This window comes from Bradyrhizobium sp. 62 (genome assembly GCF_023073035.1).
Lineage (GTDB): Bacteria > Pseudomonadota > Alphaproteobacteria > Rhizobiales > Xanthobacteraceae > Bradyrhizobium.
This window is the reverse complement of record NZ_JADPIT010000031.1, coordinates 320,024-335,482: the sequence shown is the minus strand read 5'-3', so window position 1 is coordinate 335,482 and position 15,459 is coordinate 320,024. Positions and strand designations below refer to the sequence as shown.

Annotated in this window: 10 protein-coding genes; 5 read left to right on the top strand and 5 right to left on the bottom strand. The window is 61.4% G+C overall.

Annotated elements, in window-relative coordinates; genetic code table 11:
* Positions 1-148 precede the first annotated feature (148 nt).
* The 5 genes from IVB47_RS29345 to IVB47_RS29325 form a co-directional block, all read right to left on the bottom strand.
* The gene (locus IVB47_RS29345) at positions 149-526 is read right to left on the bottom strand and encodes a hypothetical protein (protein WP_247466629.1); all 378 of its coding nucleotides are present in this window, start codon (positions 524-526) and stop codon (positions 149-151) included.
* Positions 527-762: 236 nt separating this feature from the next.
* Positions 763-1,371, bottom strand: coding sequence for a class I SAM-dependent methyltransferase (locus IVB47_RS29340; protein WP_247466626.1), 609 nt, complete (start codon positions 1,369-1,371; stop codon positions 763-765).
* A 174-nt stretch (positions 1,372-1,545) separates the two neighbouring features.
* Positions 1,546-3,948, bottom strand: a complete 2,403-nt coding sequence (locus IVB47_RS29335; protein WP_247466623.1) for a glycosyltransferase family 2 protein — start codon at positions 3,946-3,948, stop codon at positions 1,546-1,548.
* The gene (locus tag IVB47_RS29330) at positions 3,942-6,503 is read right to left on the bottom strand and encodes a glycosyltransferase (protein WP_247466621.1); all 2,562 of its coding nucleotides are present in this window, start codon (positions 6,501-6,503) and stop codon (positions 3,942-3,944) included. The genes IVB47_RS29335 and IVB47_RS29330 overlap by 7 nt, the downstream gene beginning before the upstream one ends.
* 5 nt (positions 6,504-6,508) lie before the next feature.
* A complete protein-coding gene (locus IVB47_RS29325; protein ID WP_247466619.1) occupies positions 6,509-7,804 on the bottom strand; it encodes a glycosyltransferase in 1,296 nt (431 codons plus the stop codon).
* 138 nt (positions 7,805-7,942) lie between these two features.
* On the opposite strand from IVB47_RS29325, the gene IVB47_RS29320 reads away from it, so the two are divergent.
* The 5 genes from IVB47_RS29320 (at position 7,943) to IVB47_RS29300 (ending at position 15,446) form a co-directional block, all read left to right on the top strand.
* Positions 7,943-8,842, top strand: coding sequence for a hypothetical protein (locus IVB47_RS29320; protein ID WP_247466616.1), 900 nt, complete (start codon positions 7,943-7,945; stop codon positions 8,840-8,842).
* A gap of 230 nt (positions 8,843-9,072) precedes the next feature.
* A complete protein-coding gene (locus IVB47_RS29315; RefSeq protein ID WP_247466613.1) occupies positions 9,073-11,325 on the top strand; it encodes a peptidase domain-containing ABC transporter in 2,253 nt (750 codons plus the stop codon).
* Complete coding sequence (locus IVB47_RS29310) at positions 11,315-12,664, top strand: HlyD family type I secretion periplasmic adaptor subunit (RefSeq protein WP_247466611.1); 1,350 nt, start codon at positions 11,315-11,317, stop codon at positions 12,662-12,664. The genes IVB47_RS29315 and IVB47_RS29310 overlap by 11 nt, the downstream gene beginning before the upstream one ends.
* Before the next feature lie 2 nt (positions 12,665-12,666).
* Complete coding sequence (locus IVB47_RS29305; RefSeq protein ID WP_247466608.1) at positions 12,667-14,724, top strand: tetratricopeptide repeat protein; 2,058 nt, start codon at positions 12,667-12,669, stop codon at positions 14,722-14,724.
* 194 nt (positions 14,725-14,918) lie between these two features.
* Positions 14,919-15,446 carry a hypothetical protein gene (locus IVB47_RS29300; protein WP_247466605.1) on the top strand — a complete coding sequence of 176 codons (528 nt, stop codon included), beginning with the start codon at positions 14,919-14,921 and terminating at the stop codon, positions 15,444-15,446.
* Positions 15,447-15,459 lie beyond the last annotated feature (13 nt).

The window sequence follows — 15,459 nt, the reverse complement described above, 5'->3', positions numbered from 1 at the left end:
AATCAGGCGGCCTTCGTCGTATGCGTACGACGGTGGCAATGCGAGAAATCTGAAATCGGGCTTGCCCCGATCTCAATTCTATCCGGTCCTCAGGCAGCTCTTGGTCGGATGAACGTTGTAGAACAAGAAATTGTGCAAAGGGCGCGCGTCATTGCCTGGTTGGAAGAGGCGGGATCACACGGCGGGCCCGGTCCAGGCCATCAATTAAAGTCGAAAGCATCCGCGGTCCGATTGGCATATTGAAAGTCGTCGTCTCGTTGATCTCCATCTGGAGGAATGTGTCAGGCGATCGATGGTCTTTGACGACCGTGATCCTCCGCGGCACGACGGTCGTTTGCGATTTGGCTCCCGACTGCCGAGCGACCTGGCTGAGTTGGTTGGCAAGCTCCACAAGGAGTTCGCGCGAAAAGACTGCCTCGATGGTACCGTTCTGATCGGTCTCCATCGAAATCGTCACATCTTTTCCATCGTGACTGGCAACTGGTCGCACAGCGGCGACACGGATACGTTGTGGTGCATCGGGCATCGTACTGCTCCGGTCTGGTCTGGCGAGTCCTATCGGGCGCCGGGCAACCGCGCAATCAAACCAGTTAATGCCGGGTGGCGTTGCGACTCCCAGCCGCCACTCAGCCTATATTCGGAACCTGACGGCGACCTGACCAGCCATAATTCAGTTGGCTTGTGCCAGTCAGCGGCTCGCCGATTACTTAGATGAGCCCTTTCAGGGCTACTTGTCGCCCTGATTGCATCCAGTGCTCGAGCTTACTCGGCGAAATTGAGCCCGCCTTTATGCAACTCGCCTAGGATCTGAGTTTTTGCGGCCCGAGGCATCAAGGCGAGGGCGTAGAAATCGTAGCAGTTGCCCTTGATGACCAGCACTTCCTCGAAGCGGGCCTCAAGGAGCAAACGTGCGATCGTTTCTTCCGTAAAGCCGCTATTGTGCGCCATGTAGACGTTGCCCTTCTCGATGGACGCTGCGTGTCCGTAGATCATGTCGAGGGCGGTAATTGGTCCAAGCGGGGACTGGTAGGCGACTTCCTCTCCCTTGCCGTTGGCGACGAGAGCTGCGATCGGCTGCAGATCCGGCGACGTGATGAGGGCGAATCCATCGGGCTTCAGGATACGAGCGATGCCACGCAAGGCAGAACGGACGTCATGGGGGTGAAGATGCTCGAGGCTGTGAGAACAGTAGACCGCATCGAAAGTCCTGTCGGCAACCTGACTCAGGTCCTCGAGCGAACCCACGATGTCCGGGGCGACGCGTGGATCGACGTCCATGCGTACCTCCTGCCAACCGCCATTGCGGAAAGTAAGTTGTAAGCGCTCCGGATTGACGGGGCCGCTTCCGGCGTTGAGAACTTTTTTCAGCATTGCATCGAACCTGCAAAACGAATGGCTTCTGGACCCTGCGGCTTACCTACAAACACGTTTGCCTACTTCCTTATTCCTTGTCCGGGGGCGATGCGGAGACGCTAATGATCCTATTTGAATTAAACAGTGCTTGGAGCAGCTAAGGAAAATTGCGTTAATTTTCAATATCATCGATTAAAATCCGGGCGGGAGTTCGACCGCTTCAGGTGACAAATTGACCCGGGGCGTCCGAGCGCGCGGAGGCCATGCCAAGGCAGAAAACGGCACCGGGTCGAGCGACAGATTGGGGTTGTAATAGGGGTCCTCGAGCAGATGCCCCCCCCATTTGTTGCGGAGGTTCCGGAGCTCACGCTCAAAACGTGCGGCCTTGTCGCCCGCCAGGTCCCGGCCGCGGCTGGCCGATTCGTGATGGTAGAGCCGGGCTCCCGGCGTCCATACGATGCGCTTGCCCATACTCCGCAGCTTCAGACAATAGTCGACATCATTGAAGTTCACTGGAAAGCGCACTTCGTCCAGACCGCCCACCGACAGATAGTCGCTGCGACGGGTCAACAGGCAGGCCGCCGTCACAGATCCGCATTCGCGCGCAACCTTCAGCATGTCGCCGTAGCCCGGATCGCTGGCGAGCCGGTCATTGCCGATGTGCTGAGCCGCAAAGCTCGGACCCAGCGCGACGCCGGCATGCTGGATCATGCCGCTCGGCCACAACAGCAGCGCACCGACGGCGCCCACGTCTGGCTCCAATAGTCGGCCCTGCATCTCGGCGAGCCAGGCGGAGTCCATCGCCCTGATGTCGTTATTGAGCAGGAGGATGTCATCGCTGTCGCAAGCCTCGACCGCGAGATTATTGATGCGCGCAAAATTGAAGGCGCCGGGAGCGGCGAGCACCTGCGTTCCCTTCTGCTTCAGCGCTTCGAGATAGTCGAGCATGTCGGCGTCGCTCGAATCATTGTCGACGACCAGAACATGCGCGCGCACACTGGCAAGGGCTGGTGCGATACTCGCAAGGCAAGTTTGCAGCAAGTCCTTGCGGTTACGGACTGGAATGATCACCGTGAGTGTTCGCGGATTCGGCCTTCGAGCTACGCGGGCTGCAGGCAACAGCGCGCCGCGCTGGGCGGTTACTTCTGCCGCGACCCCGCGTGCGGACAAATGGGCGTGGCTTGCCTTAGCCAAGAGACGGCTGTGTGCGGCCAGATCCAGCGTTGGGATGCGTCCGAGCGGTATAGGTACATGCGCGACCTGCCGACTGACCAAAGCCTCATCGCCGTCGAACTGGCTGTTGAGCAGACGGTAGAGATTGGTTGGACGGGCCTCCAGCGCGACCTCAACAGAGGCGCGGTCCATCGCAAACAGTTGCGTGCAATAGCCCTGCTCCAGCATCCGCTCATAGTCAAACGCCGGCAGAAGCAATGGCCAAGCACGCGCCCCCTCGCCAATTTCCACATCACAGTAGACCACGCGAGCGCCTGGGACTGTAGCAAAACCTGCAACGAGTGCTGATAGCGCAGACTTGCCGAACACTGTCCCGGCCTGCGCGAAGACTACGATTTCGGCTTCGCTCGCATCTTGACCGAGGAATTCGTGCAATTCGTCGAGATCGAAAGTTCCAGGTCCGTCGAGGGGCGACAGGGCGGCGGCGACCCAGTTGTTGTGCTGTTGCGCCTCAAGGCTCTCCAAGGAGGTGTCCTCGCTCCCCCCTGCAACAAGCACCACAGCAGTTGTGCGATCGGCGGAATGGCCCGAACCGGAATACGGCGACTGCGGGATTTCGAAATCCCAGCGCGTGCGCCAGTCTTCGTAAGCCGTGAAAGGGGCTGATGCCGGCAATAGCCGATCGAGCATACGGCCGCGCAGACGCTCGGAATCTGTCTCACTAAAGCGAGTGAAAAATCGCTCCAGCGCATCGGGAAAGGCGACGAATGTGACGGGCGCTACCGTCAATTGCACTTCATCTTCGGTCACAAAGTGGGCGCGACGCACTCGTCCATCTGCGTAGTCGGTCGGTAAATGGAGATCGAAGGCCTTAACCAGATTGGCGTTGTCGATGCCGCCGACATGGCTAAAGCCGCTGGCGCGGGCCTCCGCGACGGGCTCGCCGTTGACGACGGCGCGAACCATCGGAGACTCGGCAGGGGGGCAGCGCACCCATCCCTGAAATCGCAAGCCGCCCATCCATTCGACAGCGCCCAAGCCGCGGCTGTCGGTGGCTTTATCCTGGGCTTGATCCAGCGAAATCGAAGAACCGACCGCCTCCGCGCCATTGGCCAGGCGGGCCTCGGCGATCCTGCTGTCGTTCAGCATGTCCGGCGTCAATGCAAAGGAAAAGCCGTAGCAGGCATCGCCAATCCCTTCGGCGGCAAGTTCAGGCGCGTAAGTCTCGGCACGGGCGAGCCGCACAGGCACGCCATCCAGCAGGAGTTCGACCACCAGTCGGCGTGAGAGATCGCCCAGGTCGTAGATGAAGCCGGAGAAGTTGGCTTCATCCGTGCGGACGAATTCGCAGCGAAACTCACGCGCAGCTGAAGGGGGAGCGGAATCCGTGCTTGCAGGAGCAGGGCGGCGGAGCTTCACCATTGCCTTGCGCTCCAGCCGAGCAGGTCTTCCGCGGCTTCGACGACCTCGCTTGAGGGCGTCATCGGTAAATCGGCGCCGTGCGCGACGACCTTGCCGAACGACCAGTCAAAGAAAGCGAGCGGCACGTCGAGCTCGGCGAAGGCCGCTGTCACCAATGGGTGGCCAAACAATGGAGCGCGCCGGGCAATCAGAACTCCGCCAAGACCATGAAGTGCGGCTGTGCCAGGCAAGTCCGTGGCGGAGACGGCACCGGTGACCACCACGTCGCCAAGCGCCATCAGGGCGAGATCGTTGAGGGTTTCACCCAGCACGACAATTCCGGTTTCGGGACGCTCCTGCCGGATGCGCCGAATGAGATCGCGCATGAAGGCAAAATCAAGGGCCGAGAGGCCGACAGGAAGCACGCCAAGTGCCTCGCCGCGCGGCGTCACGGCGCTCGGCCGTTCGAGCTTGTGGAAGACCCCGGAACAATCGACGAGACTTACCTGTTTCGCAAGTTTCGAGGGCAGCCGCCGCCTCGAGAAGGCCTCGGCCGCGGCGTCCGGCGCAAGGATGCGGCTGTCGCGGGTCAAAAACTTCAACCAGCTTCCGGACGTGTCGCTGCTGCAGTTGCATTCCTTATCCTGAAGGATGGCAGGGCACACCCGACCCCGTGGATCAAGGCCGCCCCGAGAACACCACAGGCTGCCGTCGGCGACCAGGAGATCCACCATCGCGCCTTGATCGATCAGGGGCCGTACCAACATGGCGGGTATATCGGCGGGATCAGCGATGAGCAAGCGCTGGGGTGCTATCGCGGTCAGGGTCTCGAACAGCCTGTGCTCGTCAGCTGGAAGCTGGAAGTCGAGGGATTGCGGGAAGTCCGAGCCCGCATCGCGCAGGATAAATTTGGCGCTGCCCCGGTCGAGGGAGGCGAGAATAGCGGGCTGGTCCGACCTGACAGCGAACTGCTTGGCGACCTGCATCACCGCGCCGGCGCCGGATAACACGAGCGTCGTTCCCCTGCGTTCGGCGATAAGTTCGCGCTCGATTGCGCCCCGGCTGTGCTTCAGCGGATCCAGCGCCTTGAAGGTTGCGCTCTCATTGCGATAGTCGGGAAAGCGCAAACGAAGCCTCGCCAGATTTAGAACAACCAAGGCGCGCTTTTCGGTCTTGAACGAGGCTGAGCCGGAGTGGCCCATATAGACCGAGGATGCGCAGACATTACGAAAACCATGCTGACGCGCACGGAGGCAAAGATCGACGTCCTCGAGGTAGCCGCGATGATAGTGGTCGGACAGTCCACCGACGGCATCGAGACACGCACGGGTGATGTAAAGACAAAAGCCGATGCCGTCCGGCATATCGACCACCTGGTCAGCGTTGACGCGCGCGGCGATCTTGTCCAGCCGCCCGATGTCCTCGGGTGAGAGCAGCGGGTTGGGGGCGAATGGGAGCGGCAGGCTAGTAGCTTCGCCATTGTTGGACAACGGCGTGACCGTTCCGATATCGGGAGATGAATGCGCCGCTTTGCGCAGTCGCTTCACGAAACCCTTCGGCACCAAAGTGTCGGAATTCAGCAGAATCACGTCGCCGGCTGGTACGGCATCGAGTGCGCGATTGACGGCGCCGATGAAGCCAAGATTGTCGGTATTGCGGATCAGCTGCACGTCGGCGAGGCTTGCAACGCTATCAAGCAACGCCGCGATCCGCCTGTCCGGTGTGGCGTCGTCGACCAGCAGCACCTTGGTCCGATCGTCGCCCGCGATCGCTTTTGTCAGGCTTTCGAGGCAGCCGCGGGTCGCTTCGAAATCGTCATAGACTGGGACGATCACTGTCACTTCGACGGCGCGTTGCTTAGTGCGAGCAAGCGACTTCGTCGCGACTGCTTTGCCATGCTTGACCGGAAGGGCAGCGAGCGGCGCCGGAAAGACGCTATTCACGATCGTGCGCCGCCCAAACCTCAGGCTCACTACCCGACGTGTCGTGGACGAAGGAAACGGCGCGCTGAAGCTTGCTGCGTGTTCGGCTTTGCCTGCGAGGACGTGCTGCGGATCACTCTCGACCGGGTAGGAGCTAGCTTTGGCGCCATTCTCGATCCGCAAGCTCATTTGCCCGCGCCCCTGCCAAACGGCCCAGCCCGTGATGCTGTCACCCACACGGTGGATCGCACCCAATGCGGTCTCGCCTTCAGCTTTCAACCGTGCGACGGCCTCTCCCAGCACGGTCATATCGCGATCGCGTTCGATCAACCGACGCGCGGCAGCTTCTCGCTGCTCGTCATCGCCCCATTGCATCAGGCGTCGATTGGCGGAGAGGTCGTCCGGTGCGAGCTCGAGCGCTTTGGCGATATCCTTGAGCGCAGCGGCCATGAAGCCGGACCGATGGGCTATTTCGGCGCGCAGGGTATAATGGCGTGCCTGGGCGACGGGAAGGATGCGGCAGCGCCGGTCGGCCAGACGGAACGCTTCGGCCAGTTCGCCGCGGGAAAGATTTGCGATTGCTGCTCGCTCCAGCGCAGAGGGGTGTTGCTCGGGATCCAGGAGGGCTGCAAATCTTTCCGGCACCGCGCCCATCGGTTCTAGCGCTTGCGGATTGCGGCGGCACGCTTTGGCCGTGCGGCGCGGCCTTGGGTTGCGATCCCATAGAAGTCCATCAGGCGCGGCAGGCAGACCGTTTCGAGGTCAAAGCGGTTGACGACGGTTTCTCGGGCGGCACGACGCATGCCGGCAAAGCGTCTTGGATGGGCCAGGGCTTCAATCACACGCTGCGAGAGCTGCTCGATATCGAAAAACGGCACTAGGAGGCCGTTGCTGCCGTCGATGATCTCGCGCAGGGGAGCGGTGTCGGAGCCGATCACGAGGCAGCCCGCGCTCATGGCCTCCAGCAGCGACCACGACAGCACGAACGGATAGGTGAAGTAGACGTGGGCACTCGAGATCTGGAATGCCTTCAGGAAGTCCTCTCGGTTCAGGTCTTCCGTGAAATGAATGCGGCTGGTGTCGACCTTGCCTTCGATTTCGCGGAAGAAATAGGAGCGCCAGCTTTGTCCGTCTGGGGGTGACAAGCCGTAGGGTGTGCCGGAACCCCCGACGATCAGGATTTGGGCCTTTGGGCGGGCCCCCATGATCGCAGGCAGTGCGCGCAGGAAACAGTGGAAGCCACGCAACGGTTCGTGGCTGCGGGTTGCAAAAGTGACGACCTCGTCGGCTTTCGTCAGCACCTTGCCCGAACGCAGCGTCAATGCGGCGTCGTCGCTCGGCCGGATAGCCTTCGTGTCCACTCCCTCGTGGATGACCTCGATCTTGCTCTGGAATTCGGCCGGATAGGTTGAGCGCTGCCACATCGTTGGCGAAAGACCCGCGTTCGCATCGTCGAGAGCCAATAGCGATGCCGCGTTCTTCAGGTGAATGCGGACATGGCCGTCGACGCCCATGTCGGGGAACTCGGAATCGAAGCCCACATCCTGTCCGCTGGCGCGATAGTAGAACTCGCAATAGGCAATGATGCGTGCGTCGGGAAACAGCGGACGTAGTGGTAACATCTCGCCCCAGCCCGGATGGGCAACGACAAGGTCGGGAATGAAACCCTGTTGCTTCAGGTTCGAAGCAGAATAGAGCACCTGCTCGGCGCGGCGGCACTCGGCCTCAAACCGACGCGCAAAGGGATGCGCCGCGGCGAGCTCGCCCTCGGGAATCATATACTTCTTCAGGGATACGCCGGGAATCGCGCGCGCGGTCGGCGACCCGATCGCGGCCATCTGGATGTCGTCCCGGCCGGAAAGCGCCTTGCTCAGCGGAAAAAACTGCGCGGGAAAGTTATTATGAACAAAAAGAATTTTCTGCATGGGTCCTTCGCGGCGGCCACCGACCGCCAATGCTAGCACTGGAATCGCAGCCGTGCAGAGCTGACACAATTTAACGCTAAAATCGGTCTTTTTGCCACCGTGTGGTCTGCATATTGCTTTGCATGCCATGCTTTCGCTATGATGAGAGGAATTTCGCCGGGGGATAAGATGAAATCGACAAACCTGCAGAAGTCGCTTGATCTGCAGAAGGGCCTGTTCCTGATCCGCTATGACTCGGCCGAAGACGCGTCGCAGCCTCCGAAGGTGAGCCTGTCGGCTGATCCACAGAGCGCGGGCTCGATTGAATTCCTGTTGCCTCCAGACGTTGAGGAACCGGTGTTGTGGTCCCCGGGCGCCAGCATCGTGGTTCGATTGTCAGTCCCTGCCCGTCTTCAGGTCGAGGTGAGTGCGCGTTCGGCGGGAGGATCGCTCGGGGCACGGATCCAGTCGGCATCGCTGTCCACGGACCCCCTTGGCCTGGCCGCGCTGGAAGAGGCGGAAATCGATCTTTCTGGTCTTCGCCTTCTCGGTCACTTGGCTGGTCGCGGCGATACGTTTGTAGGGCTCGGTGAATGGCTGGGTGGTCCTATAGCGCCGACAAGGATTGAGGGCCTCGGTTTCGATTGGTCGGGAAGACCTCAAAATTTTGGCTTGCGGCATTCGGTTCGAGTGGGTGGTCTGGGCGAGTCGAGGCCAACCGAGTTCGTCGAGGCTGGCGGATTTTCGGGAACTCGAGGGAAGGCCCTCCCTCTTGTCAGCGCGACCTTTGAGGTGTTCGGTCCGGCGGCTCATAGTTATGAGATTTCTGCTGACGCCATTTTCCTCGGTTCGCCGCAAATGAAGGTTACCGGACAAAGGATCGTGGTTTCGGGTCCTACGGGCCGAGAACCTCTCGTTGGAGTGCGGCTCCAGATTGCCTCAACGAGGAGGGCGGCAGCTCAAGCTCAGATTTCAGCTCGATCGGTCCCCATTGCAACACCGGCGGACGCTCCGGAGCCGAAAGGTGTTACGCGCAGTGGAAGCGGGCGCGTACGCGTGTTTCGCAGCCGTGCTGCCGCTAAGACCTGAAGGAGCTGTGGTGCGTTCTACCAAAGTGTGTTCCACAGGTGTACCCTCAATCGGCCGTGGTCTTCGAAAAAACGAAAAAACATTTCAGTTCATATACTTAGGATCTTCGATAGTTCCGGCATAAGGGCAGCCGGGATCAAGAAATCGATTTGGTTTTCTGCCCTCAAACCGCTAAGGTCTTTCGCACTGCACACGGAGCGATAGCGGGCTAGAAATTGCTAGAGGATTGCATGACCAACGATGTTTCGTCGGCCGAGGATGCCGCTATTTCCGGTCCCGCCGAGGGCAGGGAACCCACCGGCCTGGCTGCACTTGCCATCGTTGCTCGCCAGCACGGCTTGCATCTGACGGTCTCACAACTTGTCCACGACAATGTGCTCGGCGGTGGCGAAGTAACGATGGCCGAGATCGTCAAATGCGCCAATAATTCGGGGATGCGGTCGAAGGTTGTCCATCTCGATTGGCACGGGCTAAGCCATCTCAAGAAGGCGCTACCCGCCATCCTCTCGTTGAAGGACGGCAGCAAGATGGTGCTGCTGCGCCTGGAGGGCGACGAGAACAACCCGCGCGTCGTGCTGCGTGATCCGAATGTCAGCGAGGACGCGCTCCTTGTAATCGACCGGGTCCGGCTCGAGGATGTCTGGACGGGTGAGGTTGTGCTGGCCAAGCGCGACTATGATATTTCCGATGAGACTCAGCCGTTCAGTTTCGGCTTTATCACCGCGCTGATCTTCCGCGAACGGCGGATCGTGCGCGACGTCGCCGTGGCCGCGCTGGTGCTCGGCTTGCTCGCGCTAGCGCCTATCATGTTCTGGCGGCTCCTGTCCGACAAGGTGATTTATTACAAGGCGTTCAACACATTTTACGTGCTGTGTCTTGCGATGGGGGTCATTATCGCCTTCGAGACGATGTTCTTCTTCCTGCGCCAGTACCTCGTACATACCCTGACCGCGCGGCTCGACGTCAAGCTCTCGACTTACATCTTCGACAAGGTTCTCAATCTTCCGATCGACTATTTCGAGCGCAACCAGATCGGCCTGATCGCGCGCGATATGCGCGGCGAGATCTTCAGAGTTCGGACCTTTCTTGCCGGCCAGTTGTTCGGGACTATTCTGGATTCCACGACGCTAATTTTCTTTCTGCCAGTGATGTTCTTTTTCAGCCCGCTGTTGACCTTTGTCGTCCTGGGCTTCGCGGGCCTCATAGCGGCCTGGCTGATCCTGATGCTTCCCTATTATCGCAAGAAGTCTGGTGCGGTATTGGCTGCAGAGGGTGCACAGGGCGCCTTCATGGTTCAAAACCTGAATGGGATCCGTACCGTTAAGTCGCTGGCCCTTGATGCGCGCCAGAAGCATATCTGGGACGTCCACGTCGCCCGGGTCGCGAAGGCAAGGCTGGCTGAGGGAATGGCCGGCGTGATGATCCAGTCGGTCGTCAAGCCGCTGGAGCGGTTCGCAGTAAGCGGGTCTTTTGCCGTCGGCGTCTATCTCGCGATCACAACCTCGGACCCCGTCTATGTCGGAGCCTTGTTTGCCTTTCTGTTGCTGTCGCAGCGCGTTGCGGCGCCGCTCATGCAGATGGCTCAACTGGTCAATCAGTTCGACGAAGCCCGAGCGGCCGTTAATATCGTCGGCAACCTTGTCAATCAGCCGGCGGAAGAGGGGCGATCGGGGAACGGCGTGCGATTGCCGCTTCAGGGCCATGTCGAATTCTCCAGCGTGACCTTCAAGTACAAGGGCGCCGTCTCGCCGGCGCTGAACGGGATTTCGTTCGAAATCCCGACCGGTACGACGCTGGGCGTGATGGGTAAGAGCGGTTCGGGCAAGACCACGATCACGCGGCTGTTGCAGCGGCTGCATTCCGACTACGGCGGCCTGATCAAGATCGACGGTGTCGACGTCCGCGAATATGACGTCGATCATCTCCGCCGCAACATCGGGGTCGTGCTCCAGGAGAATTTTCTGTTCAGCGGCACGATCCGCGAGAACATTTCCGCGGCCAAGCCGGACGCGACCTTCGACGACGTGGTGCGGGCGGCGCGGCTCGCGGGCGCGGAGGAGTTTATCGACAAGCTGCCGCGCGGCTATGAGACTCATATTTACGAAGGCTCGCCCAATCTGTCCGGCGGCCAGCGCCAGCGGCTTGCGATCGCCCGCGCACTGATCGTCAATCCGCCGATCCTGATCCTGGACGAGGCCACCAGCGCGCTCGATGCCGAGAGCGAGGCGATAGTGAACGCCAACATCTCGCGGATCGCGCATGGCCGCACTATGATCATCATCTCGCACCGTCTGTCCTCTCTGGTCGATTGCGACGCGATCCTGGTGCTGAACGGTGGCGAGGTTAACGACATCGGGCGGCACGAGGAACTGCTCGCGCGCAACGACATATATGGCGGCCTGTGGCACACGCAGAACAGCCATATCCTGCCGGCGGCGCGGCGGCCGCGCACGAATTTCGGAGGGCCGACCCTTGTCTCGTAACGTCCCTGCGCTTGGCACCGTCCGGCAGTTCCAATCCGAGACCGACGCTATCCGCGAGGCGCCGGACCCGCTTGTCGTGCGTGCGACCTTGTGGGTGCTGGTCGCGTTCTTGCTGTCACTGGTGGGGATTATGTGCCTGACACGGCTAGATCGCGTCGTCTCCAGCGTCGGTGGCAAGGTCGTGCCGCTTGATCAGATCAACGTGCTCCAAGCGCTCGATCCGTCGATCATCAAGACCATTGATGTGCGCGAGGGCGAGCAGGTGCAGGCGGGACAACAGCTCGCGACCCTGGACTCGACCTTCGCATCCGCCGACGTCACCCAGTACAAGCAGCAGGTCGCGAGCCTCGAGGCGCAGGTGTCGCGCGACAAGGCCGAGCTGAGCAACACGCCGCTGGTCTTCCCGGACCGGCAGGATCCTGAGTTCAGGAGCTATGCGGCGCTGCAGAAGGCGCTTTATCAGCAACGCAAGGCGCAATATGCCGCCCAGGTCACCAGCTTCGATTCTAAGATCAGCCAGACCGAGGCGACGATCCAGAAGCTGCAGAAGGATGACGAGCGCTACGCCCAGCGGGACGAGGTGCTGCAGAAGATCGAGTCGATGCGCTCGACGCTGGCCGAAAGCGGCAGTGGGTCGAAGCTCAATCTCTATATTTCGCAGGATGCGCGGCTCGAGCTGCTGCGCACGATGGACAATACGCACAACAGCCTGGTCGAGGCACAGCATCAGCTCGAATCGCTGAAGGCCGATCGTCGGGCCTTCGTCGAGCAGTGGAACGCGCAGCTCAGCCAGGATCTTGTCACCACACAGAATTCACTCGACACGGCCAAGGCCTCCTTCGATAAGGCAGTCAAGCATCAGGATCTGGTGCGCCTGACGGCGGACGAGCCGTCCGTCGTGCTGACTCTGGCGAAACTGTCGGTCGGCTCCGTGCTCAAGCAAGGCGATCCCTTCATCACACTGATGCCGCTGAAGACGCGGCTCGATGCCGAGATTAAGATCGCTTCGCGGGACATCGGATTCATCAGGCCGGGTGATCTCTGCACCCTGAAGGTCGATGCCTTCAACTTCGCCGAGCACGGCACCGCCGAGGGCAAGATCCGTTGGGTCAGCGAAGGCGCTTTCACCATCGACGAAAACGGCCAGCCGGTGGATGCCTATTACAAGGCGCGATGCTCGGTGGAGCGGACCGATTTCCGCGGCGTGCCGCCGAACTTCCGTCTGATCCCCGGCATGACCCTGACCGGCGACGTTCATATCGGTACGCGCTCGGTCGCCATGTACGTGGTCGGCGACATGCTGAAGGGCCTCGGCCAGGCCATGCGCGAGGCGCAGTGAGGATGAGTGCGAGCAAGCCCAAGCCCAAGCCCGAGTTCAGGCTGCTGCGCCGGCTGGCGCCCTGGACGGCGCTCACCCCGGCAGCGCTGGTCGATCGCGGCGCCGAGGCATTCGACAGGGCCTCTCACATGGAGGCCTTCGAGGCTTGGCGCGTCGCCGCGCAGCGCGGGTCGGCGGAGGCGGCGTACCGAATCGGCCAGCTCTATGTGCGAGGGCAGGGCGTGGTGCGCTCGGTCCCCGACGCGGTCTCGTGGTACGAGCGCGCCGCGAAGGCTGGCCATGTCGACGCCCAGCTTCAGATCGGCCTAATCCTGGTCGATGGCGTGGCGGTGGACCAGCGCAGTTCGCCCGAGCTGTGGCGTCAGGCGGTCGAGAGCCAGGACGCCGACAGGTCGTCGATCGCCGAATTGATGTTTCCGCGCGGGCTTGCGGTTGCAAAGGACCCGGAGCGCGGCTTTGCCTGGGTTGCGAAGGCGGCTGCGTCCAGCAAGCCTGAGGCGCAGGCCGCCTTGGCCGACTTGCTGCGGCACGGCCGCGGCTGCGCACAGGACCACATGGGCGCGCGCGAATGGTACGAGATGGCGGCCGCGCAGAACCTCGCGGCCGGTGAGTTTGGGCTCGGCGACATCTTCTATCAGGGCCTCGGAGTCCCCAAGGACGCCGAACTCGCCGCGGATTGGTACCGCAAGGCGGCCGGACGAGGCCATGTCCGCGCCCAAGTCGCGCTCGCCTTCCTACATCTGAGCGGCTCCGGCGTTCCGGAGGATCGCGCCGAGGCGGCCCGCCTGTTCAACGAGGCCGCGCGGCAAGAGGACGTGACCGCGCTCTATCATCTCGGCCTCATGCGCCTGCGCGGCGACGGCCTGCCGCAATCGGTCGACAAGGCCGAGACCGCGTTGCGCAAGGCGGCGCGTCGCGGCCATCTGCCCTCGATCCTAGCCCTCGGGGAGTTCTACTCAAAAGGGGTGGCCACCGAGCCGGACCTGCGCGAAGCCGCTTATTGGCATCTCCAGGCTGCCGAGCGTGGCGACGTGCCGTCGCAGTTCTTCACCGGCCGCTTCTATGCCACAGGTAGCGGCGTGGCGCCGAGCGTGCGCGAGGCGGCGAAGTGGTTCCTGAGGGCCGCCGAGAACGGCCATGCTACCGCCGCCTACAACATCGCGGTGTTCTATCTCAAGGGCACCGGGCTTCCACAGGACGTCGCCACTGCGCTCAAATGGTTCGAGTTTGCGGCCAATGCGGGTATCCCGGCGGCGCAGGTGCAGCTCGGCCAGCTCTATTCCGCAGGCACCGGCGTCGACCGTGATCACGCCCGGGCGGAAGCATGGCTGGACAAGGCTGCGAGCGGCGGCGACGCCGAAGCCCAGTTGGCCTATGCGATGTTCTTGCTACAATCCGGCAAAGACGAAGGCACGCGCGCGCGGGCAGCCGGTCTGCTCGGACAGGCGGCCGCAGCGAACCACGCCGGTGCGAGCCTGCAGCTGGGGCATCTCGGCGCCGGCCGCTTCGGCGGGACGACCGATTGGCCCGAGGCGTTACGAAACTACACGCGCGCTTCCGAGGCCGGAATTGCGGACGCGATGCTGGCGCTGGCTAGCCTTCATCTCGATCCCACCACGGGCCTGGCCGATCTGAAGGCGGCTGCCCACTGGTTTGGCAAGGCCGCCGACGCCGGAAACCCGCTGGCGCAATTCCAACTGGGCGTGATGTACTGCACCGGCAACGGCGTCGAGATGGATCTCGAGAAGGGCGTGCGCTGGTACGAGGCTGCAGCCAAGCAGGGCCATCTGTTCGGCCAATACAACCTGGCTGTCATGCTGGCGAAGGGCCAAGGCTGCGAGGCCGATCCGCAACAGGCGTTCGAGTGGTTCCTGCAGGCCGCGGAGCAAGGCATGGCGGCGGCGCAGCTTGCAGTCGGTGACGCGCTTTATTCGGCGAACGGCGCGGCGCCGGATGCCGACGCGGCGAAGGGCTGGTACGAAAAGGCGGCACTGCAGGGGAGTGACGTGGCGCGGCAGAGATTGACGATGATCAAGGAGGCAGCGTCCAATCGTGCGTAAGGTACAAGCTTTCGCTGTTTAGATTAATGTGTCTATTTTATTGACTGCTTTCTAACGCCGATACAAGCATTTCGGTAGCCTTTTTGAATACCTCGTGCGAGTCGCTGGTCCGATAGTTGCTTTCGAACCCTCGGTTCGCATGGACCGAGCCGATACCCAAACCACCTACCAAAATTATATGACAAGGTTATGAAATGACGATCATCCCCCATCCCAATGTTGCGTTTGCTGATCTGGCCGAGCGGCTCACCACGCCGGCCGACGAGGTGATGGTGCCTCGCAAACTGCTGATGCGCTTGCTAGACCTCTACATCTCGTCGTGGGATTTCGATGAGGATTGGTACCTTGCCACTTACCCCGATATCCAGGCCGCAGTGACCGACGGCAAGTTCGCTTCCGGGTGGGACCATTTCAAGTCAGTGGGCTATTTCGAAGGTCGGCGCGGCAATCGCCCGGTTGTCGATACTGACTGGTACCTTGAAACATATCCTGACATCGCCAAAGCGATACTGGAGGGCAAGGTCACGAGTGCATCGGAGCATTTTGAAGCTTTTGGCTACGCGGAAGGTCGCTTGCCGTCGAACCCGGAAATTCACACGAAGTGGTATGCCCGACGTTACATGTCCGCCCCCCATCCGGAAGCCGTAAAGGAAAGCGATGCGCTTCAGGACTTTGTGCGCATTGGATATCGTAGCCTGGCCCTTCCCGCCCCACCCCGCTAACTCGAGTCTGAAT